Annotated in this window: 22 protein-coding genes; 19 read left to right on the top strand and 3 right to left on the bottom strand. The window is 32.7% G+C overall.

Translation table 11 applies throughout. The features are described from left to right. Positions 1-463 precede the first annotated feature (463 nt). Positions 464-1,162 (top strand): LuxR C-terminal-related transcriptional regulator, encoded by a 699-nt coding sequence (locus GMC_RS0106235; RefSeq protein ID WP_010521331.1) that lies wholly within the window; start codon positions 464-466, stop codon positions 1,160-1,162. Positions 1,163-1,358: 196 nt separating this feature from the next. Further along, positions 1,359-2,066 (top strand): M50 family metallopeptidase, encoded by a 708-nt coding sequence (locus GMC_RS0106230; protein WP_010521330.1) that lies wholly within the window; start codon positions 1,359-1,361, stop codon positions 2,064-2,066. 100 nt (positions 2,067-2,166) lie between these two features. Here the strand turns inward: GMC_RS0106230 and GMC_RS0106225 are convergent, their stop codons facing one another. Together GMC_RS0106225 and GMC_RS0106220 are read right to left on the bottom strand one after the other, a co-directional pair. Beyond that, complete coding sequence (locus GMC_RS0106225) at positions 2,167-2,625, bottom strand: COG2426 family protein (RefSeq protein WP_010521329.1); 459 nt, start codon at positions 2,623-2,625, stop codon at positions 2,167-2,169. Positions 2,626-2,946: 321 nt separating this feature from the next. Further along, positions 2,947-3,993 (bottom strand): ferredoxin--NADP reductase, encoded by a 1,047-nt coding sequence (locus tag GMC_RS0106220; RefSeq protein WP_010521328.1) that lies wholly within the window; start codon positions 3,991-3,993, stop codon positions 2,947-2,949. Positions 3,994-4,229: 236 nt separating this feature from the next. On the opposite strand from GMC_RS0106220, the gene porW reads away from it, so the two are divergent. The 10 genes from porW (at position 4,230) to atpG (ending at position 13,515) form a co-directional block, all read left to right on the top strand. Next, on the top strand, positions 4,230-6,800 hold the full coding sequence (gene porW / locus GMC_RS0106215) for a type IX secretion system periplasmic lipoprotein PorW/SprE (protein ID WP_010521327.1): 2,571 nt from the start codon (positions 4,230-4,232) through the stop codon (positions 6,798-6,800). A gap of 23 nt (positions 6,801-6,823) precedes the next feature. Next, on the top strand, positions 6,824-7,228 hold the full coding sequence (locus tag GMC_RS0106210; RefSeq protein ID WP_010521326.1) for a bactofilin family protein: 405 nt from the start codon (positions 6,824-6,826) through the stop codon (positions 7,226-7,228). Between the two features lie 10 nt (positions 7,229-7,238). Further along, on the top strand, positions 7,239-7,418 hold the full coding sequence (locus tag GMC_RS0106205) for an AtpZ/AtpI family protein (RefSeq protein WP_238527937.1): 180 nt from the start codon (positions 7,239-7,241) through the stop codon (positions 7,416-7,418). 6 nt (positions 7,419-7,424) lie between these two features. Continuing rightward, positions 7,425-7,823 (top strand): hypothetical protein, encoded by a 399-nt coding sequence (locus tag GMC_RS0106200; protein ID WP_010521324.1) that lies wholly within the window; start codon positions 7,425-7,427, stop codon positions 7,821-7,823. Positions 7,824-8,124: 301 nt separating this feature from the next. Continuing rightward, positions 8,125-9,345 carry a F0F1 ATP synthase subunit A gene (atpB, locus tag GMC_RS0106195; protein ID WP_029489629.1) on the top strand — a complete coding sequence of 407 codons (1,221 nt, stop codon included), beginning with the start codon at positions 8,125-8,127 and terminating at the stop codon, positions 9,343-9,345. 38 nt (positions 9,346-9,383) lie between these two features. Further along, a complete protein-coding gene (locus GMC_RS0106190; protein WP_010181760.1) occupies positions 9,384-9,578 on the top strand; it encodes an ATP synthase subunit C-like protein in 195 nt (64 codons plus the stop codon). A gap of 198 nt (positions 9,579-9,776) precedes the next feature. Beyond that, complete coding sequence (locus GMC_RS0106185; protein ID WP_010521322.1) at positions 9,777-10,274, top strand: F0F1 ATP synthase subunit B; 498 nt, start codon at positions 9,777-9,779, stop codon at positions 10,272-10,274. A gap of 7 nt (positions 10,275-10,281) precedes the next feature. Further along, a complete protein-coding gene (gene atpH / locus GMC_RS0106180; protein WP_010521321.1) occupies positions 10,282-10,830 on the top strand; it encodes an ATP synthase F1 subunit delta in 549 nt (182 codons plus the stop codon). Between the two features lie 128 nt (positions 10,831-10,958). Continuing rightward, the gene (gene atpA / locus GMC_RS0106175) at positions 10,959-12,536 is read left to right on the top strand and encodes a F0F1 ATP synthase subunit alpha (RefSeq protein ID WP_010521320.1); all 1,578 of its coding nucleotides are present in this window, start codon (positions 10,959-10,961) and stop codon (positions 12,534-12,536) included. A gap of 118 nt (positions 12,537-12,654) precedes the next feature. Further along, a complete protein-coding gene (gene atpG / locus GMC_RS0106170; RefSeq protein WP_010521319.1) occupies positions 12,655-13,515 on the top strand; it encodes an ATP synthase F1 subunit gamma in 861 nt (286 codons plus the stop codon). A gap of 496 nt (positions 13,516-14,011) precedes the next feature. On the opposite strand, the gene GMC_RS0106165 is transcribed toward atpG, so the two are convergent. Next, the gene (locus tag GMC_RS0106165) at positions 14,012-14,458 is read right to left on the bottom strand and encodes an Lrp/AsnC family transcriptional regulator (RefSeq protein ID WP_010521318.1); all 447 of its coding nucleotides are present in this window, start codon (positions 14,456-14,458) and stop codon (positions 14,012-14,014) included. A gap of 151 nt (positions 14,459-14,609) precedes the next feature. Here GMC_RS0106165 and GMC_RS0106160 point away from each other — a divergent pair, with 151 nt between their 5' ends. The 7 genes from GMC_RS0106160 to GMC_RS0106125 all read left to right on the top strand — a co-directional run bounded on the left by GMC_RS0106160 (position 14,610) and on the right by GMC_RS0106125 (position 24,100). After that, the gene (locus GMC_RS0106160; RefSeq protein WP_010521317.1) at positions 14,610-15,746 is read left to right on the top strand and encodes a histidine decarboxylase; all 1,137 of its coding nucleotides are present in this window, start codon (positions 14,610-14,612) and stop codon (positions 15,744-15,746) included. 417 nt (positions 15,747-16,163) lie between these two features. After that, a complete protein-coding gene (locus GMC_RS22145; RefSeq protein WP_010521316.1) occupies positions 16,164-17,276 on the top strand; it encodes a hypothetical protein in 1,113 nt (370 codons plus the stop codon). A gap of 157 nt (positions 17,277-17,433) precedes the next feature. Further along, positions 17,434-18,075, top strand: a complete 642-nt coding sequence (locus GMC_RS0106150; protein WP_029489628.1) for a hypothetical protein — start codon at positions 17,434-17,436, stop codon at positions 18,073-18,075. Positions 18,076-18,102: 27 nt separating this feature from the next. Continuing rightward, on the top strand, positions 18,103-18,936 hold the full coding sequence (locus GMC_RS0106145; RefSeq protein WP_010521314.1) for a hypothetical protein: 834 nt from the start codon (positions 18,103-18,105) through the stop codon (positions 18,934-18,936). 263 nt (positions 18,937-19,199) lie between these two features. Continuing rightward, complete coding sequence (locus tag GMC_RS0106135; RefSeq protein WP_010521313.1) at positions 19,200-21,674, top strand: fibronectin type III domain-containing protein; 2,475 nt, start codon at positions 19,200-19,202, stop codon at positions 21,672-21,674. 392 nt (positions 21,675-22,066) lie between these two features. Next, positions 22,067-22,726 carry a hypothetical protein gene (locus GMC_RS0106130; protein WP_010521312.1) on the top strand — a complete coding sequence of 220 codons (660 nt, stop codon included), beginning with the start codon at positions 22,067-22,069 and terminating at the stop codon, positions 22,724-22,726. 45 nt (positions 22,727-22,771) lie between these two features. Continuing rightward, a complete protein-coding gene (locus GMC_RS0106125; protein WP_010521311.1) occupies positions 22,772-24,100 on the top strand; it encodes a S1 family serine peptidase in 1,329 nt (442 codons plus the stop codon). Positions 24,101-24,105 lie beyond the last annotated feature (5 nt).

The raw sequence follows: 24,105 nt of genomic DNA, 5'->3' as shown, positions 1-24,105 counted from the left end.
ACATAAATAATTACATTAAAATTATTCTTTTTTTAAGAAAATATATATTTTTTCTTTTTTTTAGTCTTTCACTCAATTGTTTTCGGGAAAAGTTTAAAGTTGCTTGATTTTTTGTAGTTGGCTGCAAATAAAATGATTGAGGTTAAAAATATTAACTTTTCAATGATAAGTTTTTACTTACTATATGATTTTATTTTTTGCTAAAATCTTATATAATTGTTTTTTATCTGCTATTGTATTTTTAAATCAAAATTCATGAACATTTAACGTTTGTTTTTTTATTGATATTTATTACTTAAAATACTGATTTTAATTTACTTATTTTTTTGTCTATTTATTTACAATAGATAATACTTATTGTTAACAGCTAAATATTATAATTTTTTTGTAAGAAAAAACTTAAGTCAGTAGGGTATTTTTATCTTAAAGCGTCTTATTTCCGAACCCCTTTAAAAAAAATAAGATGAATTATAAGATTTTACATTTAGACAATTGCGAAATGACTCAGGTAGGGCTTGAGCAAATAGCAACTAATTATTGTTGTGTGGATTTTATTGTTGGAATGGATAAAAATTTCAAACAGTGTACTCAATTATTAGAAACTTACAAACCAGATATAGCTATAATTAATCTAGATAGTGTAAATAATGATATGGTGGATAAAATTGTTGATTTTTCTAACGTACATTCAAAAGAAATAAAAATTGTATTAGTAGCCAGTTCGCTTGAAGAAGAGTCGTTTAATATGTATTACGCCAAAGGTGTCCGTGGCTTTTTGTTTTTGAACTCGCACCAACAATCTATCGTTGATTGTATTTTGAGCATGTATAAAAATGATCCTTACATAAGCAAAGAATTTCAGAAAGACTTCAAAAAAAGTTTAATTTTTGATAAAAACACCATAATTAAGGCATTCCAGTCGTTAACTTTTAAGGAAATTAAAGTTTCTGAGTTAATTATAATGGGTAAAACTACTAACGAAATTGCTGACACGCTTTGTAACAGTAAGCGAACTATTGATGCCCACCGAAGAAATATTATTGAAAAATTAAGCTTAATTGGAAGCAGAAATAATTTGTCACTTTTTTTAGCTGAAAACAAAGCAATCTTTTTTGAGCTTTTCCCTGAGGCAAGTATGCGCGAAAAAAAAGTTATCGCATAGTTTTTAGCTAAAAGTTGATTAAAATAGTATGGTAATACATGTCTTCTTTACAGCATCTTATTGATAATTGATTTAACAAAAATTATTTTAAGTTGTCTGATTAGATTTTGAATTGAAATTTTTGTAAATGTTGTACTGCCTCATTTGTAAAATGAGGTTTTTTTATGGATTTTGCATAAATTTTTATTTTTAATAAATGGCTGTAAAAACCAAAAATTGGTCAATTTTCATAATTGCTTTTTTAGTGTTTGTAATGTGGCAGTTGCCTGCATTAGGAATATTTAGGTACCCTTTTATACTGTTGGGCACTTGGTTTCATGAAATGGGACATGGGTTAACTGCAATTGCGCTGGGCGGAAATTTCAGTCATTTGGAAATATATGAAAATGGTGGAGGGGTTGCTTTTACTTCGCTACCACAAAATGGATATGTGCCTTATCGAGTGGCAAGAGCTTTGGTAGCGGCAGGGGGACTGCTTGGGCCTTCTGTTTTTGGTGCCGTTTTGATTGTTGCTTCTGCAAAAGCAAATTGGACTACTTGGGTATTGAGAGGCATAATCATATTATTAGTAGCATCTATACTAATTTGGGTGCGTTCCCTTATAGGAAGTGTCGTGCTGGTTTTAATAGCTGTGTTATTGATAATTTTAAGTGTTGCAAAAAATAAAAGCATATCAAAGTGGACTTTATTATTTTTAGGAATTCAATGTACTTTAAGTACGTATTTACAGCTGAATTACTTATTTACGGGTACTTTTGAGCGATTTGGTCAAACAATGACTTCAGATACTCAGGTAATTGCCAATAATTTATTTGGATTATATTGGATGTGGGCAGTGGTCATTATTCTTATTAGCACCTATTTGCTTTGGAAAAGCTACGCGTTTTATTTAAAGAAAAATTAAACGTAAAGTACAATCAAATCTTTAGGGTTAAAGTGTGAAATATGAAAAGGCGCTTATTATCACTATTTAAACTAAGTATTAGTAATGGGCAATATTTTTGCTAGCCTAAGCCTTGCATTGAAGCTATGGTAGCTACCCAAACAATTATTGAAGAAAAGAAAATACCAATTACATTACCCAAAAAGGCTTTTCTTTTTTCGATTTTAAATATATATGATGCTATGCTGCCTGCATATACTCCAGTGCCAGGTAGCGGAATCATAACAAATAGAATAAGTCCCCAAAAACCATATTTTTTTATTTGAGCTCCAGAACCAGTTTTGGCTCTTCGGGCCACAAAAAGTGCCGATTTCTTATAGGGATTCCATTTTAAAAGATGCCTATTTATGTGTTCCAAAAAAAACATCATTATGGGAAACACTAATACATTGGCAATAAAACATACGGTAAAAACCACGTAAATATTAACGTTATTTAAAATTCCGTAGGGAATACCAACTTTAGCTTCTCCAAAAGGAGATATACTCCATAAAATGGCTATAATAATAGCTTTAATCATAATTAACTTATTCGAAACTGGGGGGGTATTTCTTGTGAAATAGTTCAACGTTTAAACGGTAAAATAATTGCTACAATAGTATCATTTTAATCTATTAGTTTTTTGTTAGTATTTAGAATACTTAGCTGCATAAAATTCAGAGCAACAAAACAAGAAATATTAGTTGTTTTTTTTATAATCTGCCAGTATTCTGTTTTTCCATTTCAAATAATGATCAAAAATAGTACCATTTATACAGCGTTAGAAAACAAACTATAATTAATGTGGGTAGCTTTTATTCATAAAGATAGAAAAGCTAATGTATATTAAAAATGATTGTATTTACGCATCGTCAAAGTCTATTTTAAGTGAATCACTTACAGCATAGGCTTGGCAGGCAAGTACAAGGCCTTCTTTAACTTCATCATCAGTTAATAAGTTGTTTACTGGCATATTGGCATCACCTTCAACTACTCGGCAAATGCAAGAGCAACATACACCACCTTTGCATGAATACGGCACATCCAAATCTGCATTAAGTACACTGTCTAATATAGTTTTGGATTTGTCAGCCTCAACTGTAGTTTCTTCATCATCAACAATTACAGCAATAGTAGCTTTTCCAGTGTTTGAGGGTTTTTCGGTATCTGTAGAGGTTGTAAAAAGTTCAAAATGAATAGCTTCATCAGGTATTTCATTTTCAGAGAGTACCTCTTTAACGGTATTAATCATGGCTTCTGGACCACAAAGAAAAAAGTCATTAAATGAAATATCTTTAAATTTATTTTTTAATGCAAAATTGACAGTACTTTTGTCAATACGACCAAATAAAGCCTCTTCGGCATTTTCTCTACTGTATATAAATTCCAAAAACAAACGATTTGGATATTGGGATTGTAACTGTAGTAATTCCTTAAAAAACATAGTTTCTACGGAAGATTTATTTCCGTAAATTAAAACAAATTTGCTGTCTTTTTCTTCGTTAAGTACTGTTTTAATCATGGACATTATCGGAGTGATACCACTACCGGCGGCAAATGCCATGTAATTTAAGTTTTTAGCGGGCTGAGGGTTCAATTTAAACTTTCCTTCGGGCATCATTACCTGCAGGACATCGCCAGTTTTTAAATTCTCGTTAGCGTAAATAGAAAAAGTACCATCGGCTATTTTTTTAACGCTTACTTTTATATCGTTATCGTAAGGGCTGCTGCTTAAAGAATAAGCACGGCGTACATCTTCGCCGTTTATGGTGGCTTTTAATGTTATAAATTGACCAGGAACAAAATGAAAATCACTTTTTAATTCGTCAGGAATTTTAAAAACTAGTGAAACAGCTGAGGGAGTTTCTTGGATAACTTCTTTTATCGTGAGCGATACAAATTGTGGCATATAGTATTTTTAGTCTCTGGGGTTAAAAGGAAATTTAATGGTGCAAAAATAATAAAAGCAATAATGTTTGCTATTAAACGAACAACAAAATGGAGGTGTTATTTTTAAATTCAATGCACATTTTAGTGTCTTTTTTTAAAAAACTAACGTAATTTTATGTTTTGTACGTATTTTGCGCTTTTAATTACATACTAAATAAATCCTATTTTAGTTATTTAAGTATTAAATTCTTTAGATTGAAAAAACAGCAGCCTTCCCACTTATTACTAATTGGTTTAGTTATATTATTTGCAATTAGTTGTTCCCGAAAAAAGGATAAGTTCATCAATAGAAATTGGCACGCGCTTACTACAAAGTACAACACACTTTATAATGGGAGTGTTTCATTTGTTGAAGGTAAAGAGGCGTTAGTTGAGGCGTATCAGGATAACTATTGGAAACAATTGCCTATTGAGCGCTTGGAAATTAGAGAAGAAGTTGCCCTGCAGAGTGAGGTTTCCAACCCTTCTTTTGACCGTGCCGAAGAAAAAGCAGCCAAGGCAATTCAAAAGCACTCCATGAATATTAAGGATAGGGAGCGGAATACACAAATTGATGAAGCTTTTATGCTTTTAGGTAAAGCGCGTTATTTTAATCAGCGTTTTATTCAAGCTTTGGAAGCGTTCAATTACATTTTATACAAGTACCCTACCAGCAATAGCATCAATAATGCACGGGTTTGGAAAGCAAAAACCCATATCCGCTTGGATAATAATGAGGGTGCCATTCGCAATTTGAAACGATTATTATATCGTGAAAAAATTGAAATGACCGATCAGGAATTGGCTGATGCCTCAGCGATGTTAGCACAGGCTTACGTAAATCTGAAACATAAAGACAGTGCTATTGCTCCAATGAAAGTGGCCGCTAAAAACACTAAGATCAACGAGGAGAAAGGGCGTTATCATTACATTTTAGGTCAACTTTACAACAGGGTAAGGGAGCGCGATAGTGCCAACTTTGAATTTGATAAAATTATTAAGTTGAACCGAAGGATGCCTAGGGAGTATTTAATTAACGCTTATTTAGCTAAAGCTAGAAATTTGGAAATTGAATCTGATGATCAGGTGGCGTTTTTGGATATTTTGACCAAATTGGAAAAAAACTGGGAGAATCGTCCTTTTTTAGATAAAATATATTACGAAAAAGCAATCTATTTTTTTGGTGCAGATTCATTAGCTATCGCTGAAGATTATTATAAGAAATCATTGGCAACAGGTACTGACGATTCATATTTACGATCATTAAGCTACGAAACTTTAGGGCGAATGAAGTTTAATAATGAGCAATTTAATATTGCAGGTCAATATATGGACAGTACATTGGTATTGCTTAATGAAAACAGTAAGCGTTACCGTGTAATAAAAAAGAAACGTGATAATTTGGAAGATGTTATTTTATACGAAGGGATTGTTCGTAATAATGACAGTATTTTAAAAATTGCGGCTATGCCAAGGGAGGAGCAGTTAAATTATTATAAAAAATATACGGATAGCTTACGCGAATTAAAAAAGGGGCAATTAAAACGTCAAAAATCTCTAAAAGCGCGATCGTTACAAAACAACCCAACAGTAGCAGCGCGCTCCCGGGTAGCAAATTCTACGGAAGAACAACAATTTTATTTTTATAATCCCATTACGCTTGCCAATGGAAAAATACAGTTCGAAGATGTTTTTGGGAAGCGAGAATTGGTGGATAACTGGAAAATTTCCAGTCTAAATCAATTTGCTCAAGCGGCTGAAGCTATTGAGGAAATTGATGATGATTATGATATTGAAAAAGATCCTGTTTTTGACCCAGTGCAATATGCTGATAAAATTCCAACCGATAAAAAAGTATTGGATAGCCTAGGGCTAGCTATAAATAAAGCATATTTCAATTTAGGTACAGTATATAAAGAACAATTGAAAGCTTACGACAAATCAGTGGATAATTTTGAAGCTTTGCTTGCAAACAATCCCGAGGAACGTTACATTATGCCATCAAAATACAATTTATATAAAATTTATCAGGCAAATGGAAATACATTCCGAGAGGAGCAAATGCGTCAGGATATTTTAAAAAACCACCCCAATTCCAGATATGCAAAAATTGTAAAAGATCCATTTAAAAAGGCAAAAACAGATGGTTCAACACCAGAAGAAATTTATACTAAAATTTACAAGCAATACGAAAAGCAGGAATATTACAAAGTATTGGATAAGTTAGAAAAGCGAATAACAGAGTACGATGGTGATCCGGTAGTGGCAAAATTTCAATTGTTAAAAGCACTTACGTTGGGAAAAATTTATGGCGCGTCTAAAATGCGAGAATTACTAAATTATCTAGCTATTACGTATCCTCAGGCCAAAGAAGGGCAAAAAGCCCAAGTATTAATGGAAAATACAGTGCCATATTTAGAAAATTTAGCATTTACTCAGGATACTTCTGGAACTAAAAAATATAAGTTAGTATACGATTATCAGAAAATTCAAAATGAAAAAGCTCAAAATTTTAAGACTGAGTTGGATACTCTAATTAAAAAGCGTAATTTTAATTACTTAAAAACTTCTGTTGATTTTTATTCAAAAGACACGCTTTTTGTAGTAGTGCATGGTTTAAGAGGGAAACAACAAGTACGTGCAATGAATAGTATTTTACGAGATACCGAAGACGGAGAAATTATAGTGGAACGCGATGGTTTGTTTGTAACTACAGATAACTATCGGGTAATACAATCGCAAAAAAAGTATAGCGATTACATTAAAATTAAAGATTCTATTTACTAATTAGTTAGAAAAATACCCCAGTCATGTTTTCAGATAATAAAAAATCAAAAGAAACTATAGATTACTCAAAAAATCAAAATAAAATTTCCGAAGGAACAAAAATCATTGGTGATATTGTGTCCAAAGGGGGATTTAGGATTGAGGGTACTATTGAGGGTAATGTAAAAACTGAAGGTCGTGTGGTTGTAGGTCGTACGGGAAGTATCAACGGTACGTTAGAGTGTACAAATGCAGATTTTGAAGGCAAGTTTTCAGGAAAATTGAACATTGCGGAAACACTTTCGTTGAAATCGACCGCACATATTGAGGGAGAGGTAATTATTGGCAAACTTTCAGTAGAGCCAGGTGCTACTTTTAATGCTTCTTGCGCCATGAAAGGACACGTAAAGTCACTTAATAAAAAACCAAATGGCGAAAGGTCCGCTTAAAAATTTTGCCATGTTTACCGGAATCGGTATTCAAATGGGGGCACTTATTTACGGAGGTTCTCAATTGGGGATTTGGTTGGACACCAAAAACAACTATACCGAACCATTTTACGAAACCTGGATTACTTTAGTGGCTGTGTTTTTAGCTATTGCAGGTGTTATTATTCAAGTTATTAAATTTTCAAAGTAATTTTTTGTGTTAAAAGGAGTCGTCCAATTTATAGTGCTAACCTTAGCTTTATTTGCAATACATCATTTTGTGCTGCTTCCTTATTTAAAAATATCGGATAACGTTCCTGTGTTGCTTCAGCATGTATTGCTTGGTGGGTTCTCAATTGTAATTTATTTAGTTACACAATTTGTAGCAACACATTTTTTTTCTGTAGTAGGTTTTGGAGTGCTTGGTTTTTTGCTTTTAAAAATGATTTTTTTAGCCATTTTTATTAATGCCTACAGTGTAGAAATTAAGGCGGAACCTAAAATTAAATACGTACTATTAGCTTTGTATTTTATCTATCTGATGTTTTTACTAGCTAAAATAATTCCTATAATTAATATTATTCCAAAAAAAGAGGAAGCCAAAGCAAAGGAATAGTTTATTATTTTTTAGAGTAATGTACTTTTTATAAGTAGTGTATTATATAAAAGTAATACATGATTTGCAGCACATGCTACTAATCGTTTAAGCTTTTTCTTACAAATTAAATGTTACAGATACAGTGCAAATAGTATTTTAACATTTGTTGTGTTCTAATCGTATTTTTCAGCTAATATTCTTATAAATCAGCCTCAAATTTAACTTATTCGAAAAAAAACGCATTCTTAGTGTGAATTATCAATTAAAAACGTAATTTTGCAGCCAAATTTAGAGCTTATATTGTATTAGTATTAAGTATATGATTGCACAACAACTTAGAAAGTGTTTGGTTACACTTGTTTTTTCTTTAGTAAGTATAGCAATGTTTTCGAGTAATGAAAACACTACATTACCAGCTCAACATGCTAATGAGCACGGACAACACAATACAACTGAATCGCATAGTTCAGGAGGTGGTTTAATTGATACAAAGCCCGAAATTGATGCTTATAAAAAACATCACTTGGCGGACTCGCATGATTTTTCTTTATTTTCATATACAGATAGCCATGGTAAGCGTAAACATGTAGGTTTTTCACTGCCAGTAATTGTTTGGTCGAGTAAAGGCTTAGTAACTTTCATGTCTTCTGAATTTCATCATAATGATGATGGAAGTGTGATTGTTACAAAAAATGGAGCAAAATTTGCTAAAATTCACAGTAAAATATATGAATTGGATGCCGGTGCAACTGCAGTAAAACTTGATAATGACCACCATGCTACTAATGCGCACAAAGTGTGGGATTTTTCAATTACTAAAAGTGTACTTGGAATGTTAATCGCAGGCTTGTTAATGTTATTGTTATTTGGTGGCTTGGCAAAAGGTTATAAAAAAGGACCAATTCCAACTGGTTTTTCAAGAGTATTAGAGCCTTTAGTAATTTATGTGCGCGATGAAATTGCACGTCCTAATATAGGTGAAAAGAAATATAGAAAATACATGGGGTTTCTTTTAACGGTATTCTTTTTTATCTGGATACTTAACTTATTAGGATTAACACCATTTGGATTTAATGTAACTGGTAATATTGCGGTAACAGTTTGTTTAGCAATATTCACTTTTCTGATTACAACTTTTACAGCAAACAAAGATTATTGGAAGCATATTTTTTGGATGCCTGGGGTGCCAGTGCCAATGAAAATTGTTTTAATGCCTATTGAAATATTAGGGATGTTTACAAAACCATTTTCATTATTAATCCGTTTGTTTGCTAATATAACTGCGGGTCATGCTGTAGTTATGGGATTAATTGCGGTAGCTTATACAGCTAGGGAAACACTTGGTTTAGCTGGTGGTTTTGGGGTGTCAACTTTGTTAACACTATTTATCTCATTAATTGAATTGTTGGTAGCATTTTTACAGGCATTTATTTTTACTATGTTATCATCGTTGTTTATAGGAATGGCAGTGGAAGAGCATGATCATGACCACGCACATGATGCAGAAGTGCATGGAGCTGAAGATAACTCAATTGTTTAAAAGAAGAATTTGTTTAATTATTTATAAATTATTTTAGTATGACTATTCCAAATTTAGTAGGAGCAGGATTAATCGTAATCGGAGGTGGATTAGGATTAGGTAAAATCGGTGGTTCAGCAATGGAGGCTATCGCTCGCCAACCTGAAGCAGCTGGTAAAATCCAAACTGCAATGATTATTATTGGAGCGCTATTAGAAGGTCTTGCATTTGGTGCATTAATCTTAGGAGCGTAACCTTAAACACAAGGTAGATTTCCTGCAACGGTTGGTTGCAGGAAACTATTTTAAGTAAAACACCTTTTAAATCAATTTTAAAGGTGCTGGTTTAAGCTAATTTTTGATCTCGAAATATTTTGATTACACCAATAAATAGTCTTAATATCGAGGAAGGTAATGAAACAAAAACAGATTTAAGTTTTATTTTTTTAGAATATGAATTTATTAAATGACTTTTCACCAGGCTTGTTTGTAATGCAAGCAGTAATTTTATTAATATTAATAGTATTAATGAGGAAATTTGCCTGGAAACCCATCCTGGACAGTTTAAATGACCGCGAAGATGGCATACAAAACGCCTTAGATGCGGCAGAAAATGCTAAAAAAGAATTGCAAAATTTGCAAGCAGATAACGAGCGTATTTTAAATGAAGCTCGTGCTGAACGTGATGGTATGCTTAAAGAAGCACGTGAGTTGAAAACTTCTATGATTGCTACGGCAAAAGAAGAGGCACAAGCTGAAGCTGATAAAGTAATTAAACAAGCCCAAGAAGCTATTAAGGCGGAAAAAAAGGCCGCTGTTGCTGATTTGAAAAATCAAGTTGCTGGTATTTCAGTTGAAATTGCTGAGAAAGTAGTAAAAAACGAATTAGCAGATAAAAATAAACAATTAGAATTGGTGTCTTCTTTACTTAAAGATGTTACCTTAAACTAATTATCATATGAGTAGAGCAGCCGTAAGATATGCTAAAGCAATTCTGGATTTAGCAAAACAACAAGAAATTTCTGATACTGTTTTTGCTGAAATGCAAACAATAAAAGAAACCGTTGCTGAAAGTAAAGACTTGCGTGATTTGTTGGTAAGTCCGTTGGTAAAAGCTGAAGTAAAAAAATCTGTATTAAAAGCAGTGTTTGCTAATTCAAGTACTGTTACAACTGGATTATTTGATGTATTAGTCGATAATAAAAGAGTGCAGCAGTTGCCTGATGTAGCTTTAAGTTTTATTGCTTTATACGAACAAGACAAAGGATCGCAGGTAGCCATAGTTACAACAGCTGTGCCGCTAACTGAAGTTTTAGAAAAAGAAATTTTAGCTAAAGTAAAAGAGTTAACGGGAAAGGATGCAGCATTGGAAAGCGTTGTTGATGAAAATATCATCGGTGGCTTTATATTACGTATAGGTGATTTAGAATATAACGCAAGTGTAGCTGGTCAGTTGGCTGGTTTAAAGATGTCATTTAATGACACCTCTTACGTGAGTAAATTATAATAGGATAAAATTCATTTCCGCATTAGCGGAAATCTCAATAAATAGGATTAATTTTTTTCCTTGAAAAAGGGGGATCAATAATAAAGATTTCCACCTTCGTGGAAATGAAAGTTTAAAACAAATTAGTAATGGCTGAAGTAAATCCTGCTGAAGTATCAGCAATTTTAAAGCAACAATTATCAAGCTTCGAAGCTACGGCTTCACTTAATGAAGTAGGTACCGTATTACAAGTGGGTGATGGAATTGCGCGTGTATACGGTTTGTCTAACGCACAATACGGAGAATTAGTTGCTTTTGATAGTGGACTAGAAGGAATTGTGTTGAACCTTGAAGTAGATAATGTTGGGGTGGTATTATTAGGGCCTTCTACAGGAGTGAAAGAAGGTGATACAGTAAAGCGAACTGAACGTATTGCATCAATCAACGTTGGTGAAGGTATTGTTGGTCGTGTAGTAGATACTTTAGGTAACCCAATTGATGGGAAAGGGCCTATTGAAGGAGAAACTTTTGAAATGCCTTTGGAGCGTAAAGCACCAGGAGTAGTTTTCCGTCAGCCAGTAACTGAACCATTACAAACAGGAATTAAATCAATTGATGCCATGGTACCAGTAGGTCGTGGACAACGTGAATTGGTTATTGGTGACCGTCAAACTGGTAAAACAACAGTTTGTATTGATACCATTCTAAATCAAAAAGAATTTTACGACGCAGGTGAGCCTGTATATTGTATATATGTAGCTATCGGACAAAAAGCGTCCACGGTTGCAAACATAGCCAAAGTATTAGAAGATAAAGGAGCGTTAGCCTACACTACCATTGTTGCAGCTAATGCATCTGACCCTGCACCAATGCAGGTATATGCTCCGTTTGCTGGTGCGGCAATTGGGGAGTATTTCCGTGATACGGGTCGTCCAGCTTTAATTGTATTTGATGATTTATCAAAGCAAGCTGTAGCTTACCGTGAGGTGTCTTTATTATTACGTCGTCCACCAGGACGTGAGGCGTATCCTGGGGATGTTTTTTACTTACACTCTCGTTTGTTAGAGCGTTCTGCTAAAGTGATTAATGACGATGCTATTGCGGCGGACATGAATGACTTGCCAGATTCATTAAAAGGAAAAGTAAAAGGAGGTGGATCATTAACGGCTTTGCCAATTATTGAAACACAAGCGGGTGACGTTTCGGCATATATTCCAACCAACGTAATTTCAATTACTGATGGTCAAATATTCCTTACTTCGGACTTATTCAATTCAGGGGTTCGACCAGCAATTAACGTAGGTATTTCAGTATCACGTGTGGGTGGATCAGCTCAAATCAAGTCAATGAAAAAAGTAGCGGGTACGTTAAAGCTTGATCAGGCACAGTTCCGTGAATTAGAGGCATTTGCTAAGTTTGGATCCGACCTTGATGCAGCTACCTTAAATGTAATTGAAAAAGGAAAGCGTAACGTTGAAATCTTAAAGCAAGCTCAAAATGACCCTTACACTGTAGAGGATCAAATTGCTATAGTTTATGCAGGATCTAAAAACTTATTAAAAGATGTTCCTGTGAATAAAGTTAAAGAGTTTGAACAGGATTATATTGATTACTTGAATGCTAAGCACCGAGATTCATTAGATACTTTGAAAAAAGGGAAATTGACTGATGATGTAATTGATGTGTTAGTTGAATCAGCTAAGGAGATTTCAAAAAAATTCGCATAAATAGTATTGAGTACATAGTATTATGAATTTAGATTTTTAATACTATGTATTTTTTAAAATCGATAAGTGTTGTGAAGTCTGTATACTGATATCTCAATACTCAGTACTTAAAATAAAAATGGCAAATTTAAAAGAACTTAGAAATAGAATAAAGTCAGTATCGTCAACAATGCAAATTACTAGTGCCATGAAAATGGTATCAGCGGCAAAGTTGAGTAAAGCACAGGATGCTATACAGGCCATGCGTCCTTATTCGGAAAAGTTAACTGAATTACTACAAAGTTTGAGTGCTTCACTTGAAGGAGAGCAAGGAAGTCCATATAGCGAACAGCGCGATGTTGAAAATGTATTGCTAGTTGCTGTATCTTCAAACAGAGGATTAGCAGGGGCATTTAATTCAAACATTATTAAAGCTACTAAAGGTTTAATTAGTGATACGTATGCAAGTAAAAAAGTGGATGTATTAACTATTGGAAAAAAAGCCAATGATATTCTTTCCAAGGAGTTTTCTGTTATTGAAAATAACAACGCTATTTTTGATGATTTGACGTTTGAAAACGTAACAAAAATCTCTGAAAACCTGATGGAACTTTTTGTTGCTGGAACTTATGATAAAATAGTTTTGGTATACAATCAGTTTGTAAACGCGGCAACACAAAATGTAGCCCGCGAACAATTTTTACCTATTAAAGAAATTGAAGGAGAAGATAATACAACAGCTGATTATGTTTTTGAACCTTCAAAAGAAGAAATTGTTGAGCAACTGATCCCAAAATCATTAAAAGTTCAATTTTTTAAAGCACTAAGAGATTCTGTAGCTTCGGAACACGGAGCACGTATGACGGCTATGCATAAAGCAACTGATAATGCGACAGAATTAAGGGATTCCCTAAAATTATCATATAACAAAGCACGTCAAGCAGCTATTACTAACGAAATCCTTGAGATTGTTGGTGGAGCAGAAGCTTTGAATAATTAAAAGTAAGTTTTAGGTAGCTATACTTGCAAAAAATTGAAACCTGATTCATTTATGGATCAGGTTTTTTTAGTGGCACTAATTTTGAGATTTTCAACTAGGCTGTACTACTTATAATACTGGTTTTGATTTTGAATTATTCCAATAAAAATTAGGATTTTTTTAATTTGAAAACAGAAGAAAATAGAAAAAGAACCTTAGCTAAAGTGTAAAACACCTTTTAAACAAAAACCATTATAAATGGAAAATTTAACATCATGACTATATATAACGTGAGTTCGATGTAAAATTTAGGTGTCATTTCGAGTGGTTTTTCGGAATGAAATGAAGAAAAATAGTATCGAAAAAATAGTTCTAATAAAGAAAATTGACTCAATACAATTTCATTGCACTTCTCTCCAAGAAACCTATCATAATAAGACCATTTAATAAACACATTTTCTTATATCAAACTTACATTAAATGTATAGCTAGAATTTGCATTCAAAAAGTACCCTTTCTAACTCAAATACTCATCCTTACTTTTTTCAATAACAAAATTACTTTGAATATTCAGTACACCATCAACTGAGGTTAGTTTTTCAACCACTACATTGTGGTAATGATCCATATCTGTTACAGCAATTTTTAGTAAAAAGTCAAAGCTGCCCGATACGTGATTGCATTCCAGTACTTCGTCAATATCCTGAATGACATTCTTAAAAATATCAATTACTTCCTTAGAGTGTTTGGAAATGCTAATTTGACAAAAAGCAATAATGCCAGTACCCAGTTTTTTTTGGTCAATTACGGCGACATATCCTTTGATTATTTTTTGATTTTCTAACTTTTTTATACGCTGAAAAGTGGGCGAAACCGACAAGCCAACCTTACTGGCGATCTCTTTTGTGTTTTGTTTGGCATTTTTTTTAAGCGCAGCTATAATTTTTAAGTCAATGGAATCCATAATTATATTCTTTGAAAAGCTTTGAAATTATAATAAAACAATAATTTAATTTGTATAGCTACTATTTGTAAGTTTTATTTACTGATTTAATACTGAAAACAAAATTACATTCTATTTAAGGTTAAATTTAAGAAACTAAAAACTTATCCTAATGGAAAACCTAACTTTAACTTCGCAGGACCAAAAACTAGCTCATTTAAAAGAGCAATTAATTAATTACAGAGAAAAAGTTTTAGGATACCCTATTTCATCTGATTTTAATTTCTCTGAATTGTATCCGTTTTTGGAGTTTTCAATTAATAATATTGGCGATCCGTTTGAAGATTGTAACTACAAAGTGCAAACAACCAATTTGGAAAGGGAAGTGATAAGTTTTTTTGCTGAACTTTTTAATGCAGATCCAAATGATTATTGGGGGTACATTACCAATGGAGGATCGGAAAATAATTTATGCGGGTTACACATTGCACGAAAGCTTTACCCCAATGCCATTGTTTATTATGCAGATGCAGCGCATTATAGTGTGCCAAAAAGTATTGATATTTTAAATATGAAATCCTGTGTAATAGCCACTACTTTTAGCGGAGAAATGGATTATGCTGATTTGGAGGATAAGCTGTTCGCTAATAAAGATAATCCAGCAGTTTTTAGCTTGAATTTTGGTACAACTATGACCGAAGCCAAAGACAACGTAGCGCAGGCAAAAAAAATAATTGAAAAATGCGGAGTAAAAGAAACCTACATCCATATTGATGGAGCGCTGTCAGGAAGTTTTGGAGCGTTTATTGAACCAAGAATCCCTTTTGACTTTTCCGATGGGATTGACAGTATTTGTTTAAGTGCACATAAGTTTTTAGGTTCGCCCATGCCAGCAGGGGTATTTATAACCAAAAAATCGATAAGAGATAAAATTTTAAGACCCATGGAAGTTATCGATTCTTACGACTCCACCGTAACAGGATCCAGAAATGGGCATACCCCCTTATTTTTATGGTATAATATGAAAAAAATGGGAGTGGAAGGGCTAAAACAACGCTATTTCGATTGTTTGGAGGTAACAAATTATTGCGTAGCACAATTAAACAAAATAGGAGTGGAATGCTGGGTAAATACCGGAGGTATCACAGTGTTTTTTAGAGAAACTTCAGTAGCGCTAAAAAAGAAATGGCAATTAGCTACAGTAGAAGGGATTACGCATATTTTGTGCATGCCAAATGTAACTAAGCAGCATATTGATGCGTTTATTGCTGATTTGGTTTTGGATAAACAATTGGAATTTGTGAATTAACGTTATTTTTAACAATAAAATTAAAAACAATAATTTTAAAGCGTAGTTTACGTAATTCATAAATCAAAGTATACAAATTGTATACTAAAAAAGTAGAAAATTAATTAAAGCAGTATCATTTATAGGTGCTGCTTTTTTTTGGTAAAAAATAGGCGTGCTGTAATATTGATTTTTTTAAAGAAAAAGACTACATGTAAGGGTTAACAATTTAATAACATTGATTTGTAGTACATTATAATTCAATAAAACTTACCTTTTGGTAAGTAGCGATTTACTTTTTTCGAAAATGTATTTTATAGAATTTATATCCCTTTTAGCGATTTGTTGCTATTTGTATTTTTCTGACATACGATAAGTTAAGAGCAAGTTGAGTTGTATTTATCTAGCTTTGTATCAACTTAAATAAAAACAAAGCACATGAATTTTAAAAATTTACAATTACTTGGTATTACAGCTTTAACAATTAGCTCAATAACTTCTATTAATGCACAAAGCGGAGGGTTTTTTAGTGGTGATGTATCATTATGGAGAGAAAAGAGAATCAATTTTTTAGAAACAGTTGGCGGAAGCCCCAGAGCTTATATCAGATCGTCTTTTGGAAAAAACAGAGAAGATTTTAATTCGCTAGTTTTTGCTACAGGTAAGGACAAAGAACGAATGATTATTAAAGAAAATGGTAATGTAGGTATTGGTACATTAGCTCCAATAGAAAAATTTCAAATCTCGAATACATTTACATTTCACAATGGCACTCAAAAAATTATAGGTTTTAATTATGCACCATCTGGAAGCGTTGATTTGAATACTTCGCAATATGCGGCCGAAATGCGTTTTCAAGCCCTTACAGGTAAATTAAGTTTAGGTACTTCTGCTACAAGAACAGCATTGCCGACTACTGCATTAACCATTAATAACAAGGCTAATGTTGGTATAGGTACAACCAACCCAAAAGAAGCCTTGGAAATTAATGGAAATATAGCACTAGTGAGAACAAAAAAAATCAAATTTTTAGAATCAGTAGGAGGAAGAGATAGGGCCTATATAAGGTCAACATTTGGCCAAAATAGAGAAGATTTTAATTCATTAGTTTTTGCCACAGGAATGGGAGAACAAATGATTATTAAAGATAATGGTAACGTTGGTATTGGTACTAGTAATCCTAAAAACAAATTATCGGTTAAGGGTCACATATGGGCAGAAGAAGTAATTGTGAGTTTAGAAGATGGTGCCGATTGGGTTTTTGAAGCCGATTATAATTTAAAACCATTAGCAGAAGTAGAAGCTTTTATAAAAAGAAACAAGCACTTACCCGAAATGCCGTCAGCAGATGATTTTAGAGCTAATGATATGAAAGTATCGGAAATGACAAATCGATTATTGCAGAAAATAGAAGAACTTACTTTGTATACTATTGAGCAGGAAAAACAATTGCAAACACAAAACGAAAAGCTAAAAAATCTAGAATCTCTAGAGCAAAAAAATGCTAGTTTGGAACAGCGATTATCTAAATTGGAGCAACTATTAAACTAAAAAAGATCGAAACAAAATAGCCATTAGATAAAAAGTAAAACAAAAAATGACATATCACGATATAAAAATAAATCAAAGGCAGCTACTTAGTATAGTGCTTATAATCTGTAGTTTAATTTACAGTCAAAAAATTAGGGCTCAAAGATTGTTCAATACAATGGAAGAATATGACGAATTTATTAGGGACAGTATTATCAATAATTCGGATTATATTTTTGAAGGTATCGTAGAAAGAAGAGGAATCTACCAACCAGAAATTATAGGCTATTATGGAGATGATAAAACTAAAATATGCTCTGCGGTTAAAATAAAAATCACCAAAATATTACGAGGGCATGATGATTTAAAACTAGGTACAGCTGAGTTAATAAGGTTAGGAGGTAGCATCTTTGATGATTCTAATCAATATATTGATGGCTGGGCGAATGATGTTGGTATTGGACTTTCCGACACGCACACACAATTATTTTTTTGTAAAAAAAATGAATTTCCTGTAAAGGAAGATATTTTTGAGGAAGAAATGGATAACAAACAACGACTTTCACTTTTTTATGACAAGCCAAATTGGGATATTATTTATAAATATAGTACAAAAAGAGGAGCTATTTGGATGACCAAAACATTTGAAAGTATTAATCAGTTGTATCGTTATCTAAAAAAATACGATAATATTGATATACGCAAACCTGAAGAGAAAAGCTTTGCTGAACGTAGAGCGCTTAAAAAACAACAAAAAGATTCTATTGCTTTACAGAAAGAAAAAGGAAGGTTAAAAACAACAACATATATTAAAGCATAAGTTGTAATAAAATAAGTCAATTAAAACATGAAACAAATCAATATAAAAATAAAACAAAATGTAGGCATTGGTCTACTATGGCTACTTACTAGCCTTTTGTTTTGTCATAGTATAAGTGGGCAAGGCAAACGAATTTTTTATAGTTTAGATGAATATGACGAATTTATTAGGGACAGTATTATCAATAATTCGGATTATATTTTTGAAGGTTACGTACTAAGAGATACTAAAGAAGAACCTAGTATAATAGGGTACTATGGTGATGATAAAATAAAAATTTGTACAGCAGTAAAAATAAAAATTTCAAAAATTTTTAGAGGACATAATGATTTAGAATTAGGTACAGCTGAATTGATTCAAAAAGGAGGAGAAATTTTTGATTATTCAAGTGGTACTAGAAATCTTATTGATAATTGGGATGACCCTATGTTTGCTACAGGTATGAAAGATTCACAGATGAGATTGTTTTTTTGTAAAAAAAATGAATTTCCAGTAAAGAAAAATATATTTAAAGAGAAAATTGATAATAAATTAAGACTATCACTTTTTTATGATGTAAAAGAGTGGGATTTTCTTTACAACAATTTAGATGAAAAAAAGACTTTATGGAAGGGAGAGTTATTTAAAAACACTAATCAAATTTATCGATACTTAAAAAAATATGATAATATAGAGATTAGAAAGGCTCAAGAAAAAAAGTTTGTAGATACTAAAGCTTATAAAAAACAACAAAAATTAACCAAGGAAGTTGAACAAAAAATAAATAAATTGAAGTATGATGCTGAAGTAAAGAGACAAAAAGAGTTGGAGCAATTTATACTAGATAGTATTATAGCTCCTCAAAAAAGTAAAAAAAAGTAGGCGCTAAAAATTTAAATGCAACTCAAAACATTACTTATTTTTTAAAAAATCCGCAAAATACCGCTGATACCAGACCAGGAAAAGAAGGCGAACGCTTTTTTGAATTTGATGTATTTGCCAGAGCAAGTGTTCCTAATACGTATTTAGCCAATGCCGTTATTAGAATTAAATACCAAACCAATAACTTTTTTAAAAATAGTGCAGAAAATAATCATATTATTGCCACTCGTGGGGCAGCATTTAATAATACCAATTACCAACAAGTGGTTATTGCTGATCATACTGATGAGATTCTAAATTTAGGGCTTGGAACGGGTACCATTTCCCCTGTTTTTAGAACGGAAGTGACTACCGCTACCGGCGGGCAACAGCTAATGCATGTAAAATTAAAAATTAAAAGAAATAGACCTACTACAACATTTAGTTTAACAGTAGGTGAAGATTCTAGTGCTTCTATTTATCCAATGCTAAACCTATATGGCAATAGCCCATCCACAAATTTTTTAAATACCACAGCATATACCAATACTAATTTCGAAAATAGTCCAGTAACTTTCCCGTTAGCCCCCAAACCTACCATTACTGGATTTACCACAACCACTACAGCAGGTAAGGGTGCTATTGTGAGTGTTTTTGGAACTAATTTTGGTGTTCGGGCCGAAGGGGATAAACAGCAAGTACAATTTTTAAATGCAAATAATACGGTGGTTGATAGTCAAGGAAAGTTAACAGAACTTTATTTAACAGGGATGGATAAGTATATATCATGGGAAAATAACCGCATTCAATTCAAGTTACAAACTTATTCTAGGATTAATGGAATTAATAGAAATGCACCTCCTGGGTCTGGAAAATTTAGAGTAGTTACAGATTGGGGAGAAAAAGTAGAAAGTGATAGGGCAATTGATATTCAATATGCTTTACAAACCATGAGGTTTGGAGCTGTTAATGGTACAAATAATTATAGAATTAGTTTACCTCGGTTAAATTGTGTAAATGGTATTAAATTCAAATTGGGTAGCGTATTAGCGACCAATAGGAATGCAGTGCAGCTTATTGAAAGGGCATTAGCGGTTTGGTCCAATCATTTAAATATTGATTTAAGTTTAGAAAAAACTTCCAATAATAGACCTGCTACTATTGTTGCAAATTCCGCTAATACCGAAGATGGATTTAACAGCATTGCTTACGATATTAATAAGGTTGACAATATCAGATTTATGGCTACGGGTACGCATAATAACGAGACTAATTACAATTACAGTTGTGGTAGCAATAATCATTACGGACAAAAGGAGGCAGATATCAGGATCAATCAAACCTTAAATTGGAAGTTTAATATAACAGGTAATATTAGTAGTGGATTTGATTTTTACGGAGCCATATTGCACGAAATTGGTCATGCCATTGGGCTTCGACATGTACTAGAAGAAAAAGATTTAATGCATCCTACCCAGTTATTATCTCCCACTGTAGCACAAAGAAAAACGCTAACCACGGGTAGGGGTATGGCAGCTCGGGGCGCTAGAGATATAATAACACAAAGTAAAGCTACGCAATGGTCTTGCGGGGCAGAGGTCGAAACGCTTAGTTCCGATACAACAAACTGTACCAACATTAAACCCAACATTCCAAGCAACCTGGTAGCAACAACGGTTTCTAAATCGTCTATTAGACTTACGTGGACTAAAATTTCAAATGCTACAAATTATAGGGTGGAATTTTCAACACATCCAACTACAGGTTTTACACTTTTGGCTAACCCAACAAGTACTTCCTATACGCATACGGGTTTGGTAGCAGGTAGGGCATACTATTATAAAATAAAGGCTATTAACGCCAGTGGCGATTCTAGTTTTACAAGTACAGTTACGGCTACAACACTATTTAATGGCGGTGGCGCGGCGCCAAAAGCTCCTACAAATCCTTCGAGCTCAACAAACTCGTTGGACGAAATTATAATTATATGGAATGACAATTCCACTAACGAGACTGGATTCCGTATCGAGCGTTCGTTATTTCCTAACTCGGGCTTTACCCCTGTAGGTAATGTAAGCAGTAATACCACAAGTTTTACGGATACAAACTTTGTACCCAATACCAATTATTACTACAGGGTAAATTCGCTAAACAGAATAGGTGCTTCGGGTTATACAAATGCCATAAGTGTTATTAATTGTTCTCCTAACATACCATCTACAGCACAAATTTGTGGACCCTTTGGCAACGGATTTGATAATACTCAAAATCCTATTGTAGGAGCAACGGTAGTATCTTGTGCAAATGAATCTAATGCAAAAGTAAATTCGGGGGCAAATATTTTAGTACAAGCCAGTAAAAAAATTGTATTGCGTAAGGGTTTTAAGGTGAACAAAGGTGGGATTTTTAAAGCCAAAATTATTTCGGCAGATTGTGACGGTCTCCAAAATATAACTATAATTGATACCGATAGAGGCAAAAAAGAAATTGAACAGGACGATACACCAGAAATTGATTTTTTACAAGTATATCCAAACCCTTGCGATGGTTTGGCTAATATTCAGTTCAATTATACTGCACCTACAAATGTCACTATTTTAATTTCGAATAGCGCAGGCGCATTAATCAAAACTTTAAAATATACCAATGTAACAAACGATTTACATAGTTTGGAAATGTATACTTATGATTCGGGAGTGTATTTTGTAACTATTCAGACAAATAAAAAAATAATAAGTAAACGAATTGTGGTAAAATAAGATTTTAGGTAAAAATAACCGATATATTTATAAAGTGAGATTTGGACTAACCTAATAAATATGGTACAATTTTACTAAGCCACATTTCTATATCTATTTTAATTCCATTTTTAAAGGAGTCAAATAATTTAAAGAAGAATGTAGTCTTTTAAGGTTATACCAATTTACATTTTGATTAAAAACTAACTATTTTCAACCTAAAAGTTTTCAAAAGCTATCTAAACAGATAGCTTTTGTTGTTTACTGTATCTTCTATTAATATTTTATTGAATTTAATTCAAGTTACAATTGGTGAAATGGTATAGTTTTTCACTGTTTTCAGGGGTTTTTTAAACGTTTATTTTGTAGAATTTTGAACTACTATAAATCATTAACAATTTAAAATCAATACAATGAAAACAAAAATTTTAGTATGTAGTCTTTTTTTATTTAGCTTTTTTGGGTATTCACAAATAGCTTCGGAAATAACAGAATTTGGTAATACAGGAGTTAAGTCATTTTTATTTTTTAGATCAGAACCTAGAGATAGTGGTTCTTATCAAAATGGCATGTTTTTTTTTGATGATAAGGGTGGTGCTAAATTTTATATTGGACAGCGAGGAGGGCCTAATACAGAATCGGCATTAAGTATATGGCAAACATTAGCAGGAAAGGCAGGAATTCACTTAAAAAAAGATACCATTGAGTTTCAAGGAAAAATAGGTATAGGTACCGATGATCCTCAAAATGAACTTTCAGTTAACGGAACTATTTGGGCACAGGAAGTAATTGTAAGTTTAAAAGACGGAGCAGATTGGGTTTTTGAAGAGGACTATAACTTAAAACCATTAGCAGAAGTAGAAGCTTTTATAAAAAGAAACAAGCATTTACCCGAAATGCCCTCGGCTGATGATTTTAGAGCCAATGATATGAAGGTTTCTGAAATGACAAATCGATTGTTACAAAAAATAGAAGAACTTACCTTGTATACTATTGAGCAGGAAAAGAAACTTGAAGAGCTTGAAGTGTTGAAAGTACGCTTAGCTAAGTTAGAAGCCTTATTAGTTAAATAATTTATTGACTATAATCTTAATGTAAGATTATTAAAAAAGGAATAAATGAAAAAATTAATAAAAAGTAGTTTAATAATCCTTCTGTTTAGTTTTTTGGGAGGTGCTTTACATGGGCAAACGGGTCCCACTCCTTTTATTATAGGTGGAAATGAAATAGAAATTGAAGATAGGCCATTTCAAATTAGTATTCAGCGTAATGGACGTCATGACTGTGGAGGAAGTATTATAAATAAATCATGGGTAATTACTGCTGCACATTGTGTAAAAGGGTTTGATATAAATGACCTTCGAATAGCTGTGGGCATTACAGAGCAGAATCAAGTAGGTTTTTCAGGACAATTGTTAGAAATTGAAAATGTGTTTATTCATCCAGATTATATTGCGAGAACATTTGATAATGATATCGCTTTAATTGAACTATCAACTGAAATTGAATATAACGACTCTGTTCAGCCAATAAGACTTATTAATGATGAAAATCAGAATTTAAATGATGTTGGTCAAAATGCATTTGCTTCAGGATGGGGGTGGACTATTTCAGGTGTTGGTTTAGGAGTTGATCATTTAATGGGAGTAGGAGTTCCTATTATATCTAATATTGATGCTAAAGGTCAACTTGATATATCACAGCCTGGTTCTGCTGAATTAACAGATAACATGATAGCTACGGGTTCTTTAGGAGCTCAAAGATTAGGGCCTTGCCATGGTGATAGTGGTGGCCCTTTAACTGTAAAGAATGACGAAGGAGTAATTCATTTAGTTGGATTGGCAAGTTGGGGAGTGGCTGGTTGTATTGGCGGTTCAAATTCTCCAACGATGTATACCAATGTATTGAATTATGAAGATTGGATTTATGGATTAACGTGTATAGACGATGTAATTATTAACGATAAAATTCATTCTGATGTTTTAGTAGAATCTTCAGAAAGATTAGAATTATCTAGTTCTATTGAAGAAAATTTAATTGTTGGTCTAAGCGCAGGTGAAAAAATAGTACTTTCAAAGGGTTTTTCATACAAGAGTGCTTCAGATGGAACTTTAAGAGCAACTATCGGAGGAAATTGTGATGGTGCTGTTTTTTCTAATGCTTCAACAAATACAGGAAATAAAAGTTTATTATCCTCAAATATTGAAGAAAATATTTTTAAACTTTACCCTAATCCGGCTTTAGATTATGTAAATATTGAATTTACACACGCTTATGAACCAGATTCTTTATTTGAGGTTTTTGACATTAATGGTTCAGTTGTGCTTTCTAAAAATAAATTAGAATCAGGTGCGGTTGTAGATATTTCTAGCCTAGAAAAAGGTGCTTACATATTTACATTTAAAACAGGTGATTTGATTAAAAATGGTAAAATAATCAAACGTTAATTTTA

Source organism: Aquimarina agarivorans (genome assembly GCF_000218485.1).
Lineage (GTDB): Bacteria > Bacteroidota > Bacteroidia > Flavobacteriales > Flavobacteriaceae > Aquimarina > Aquimarina agarivorans.
This window is presented reverse-complemented; position numbering and strand designations above follow the sequence as displayed.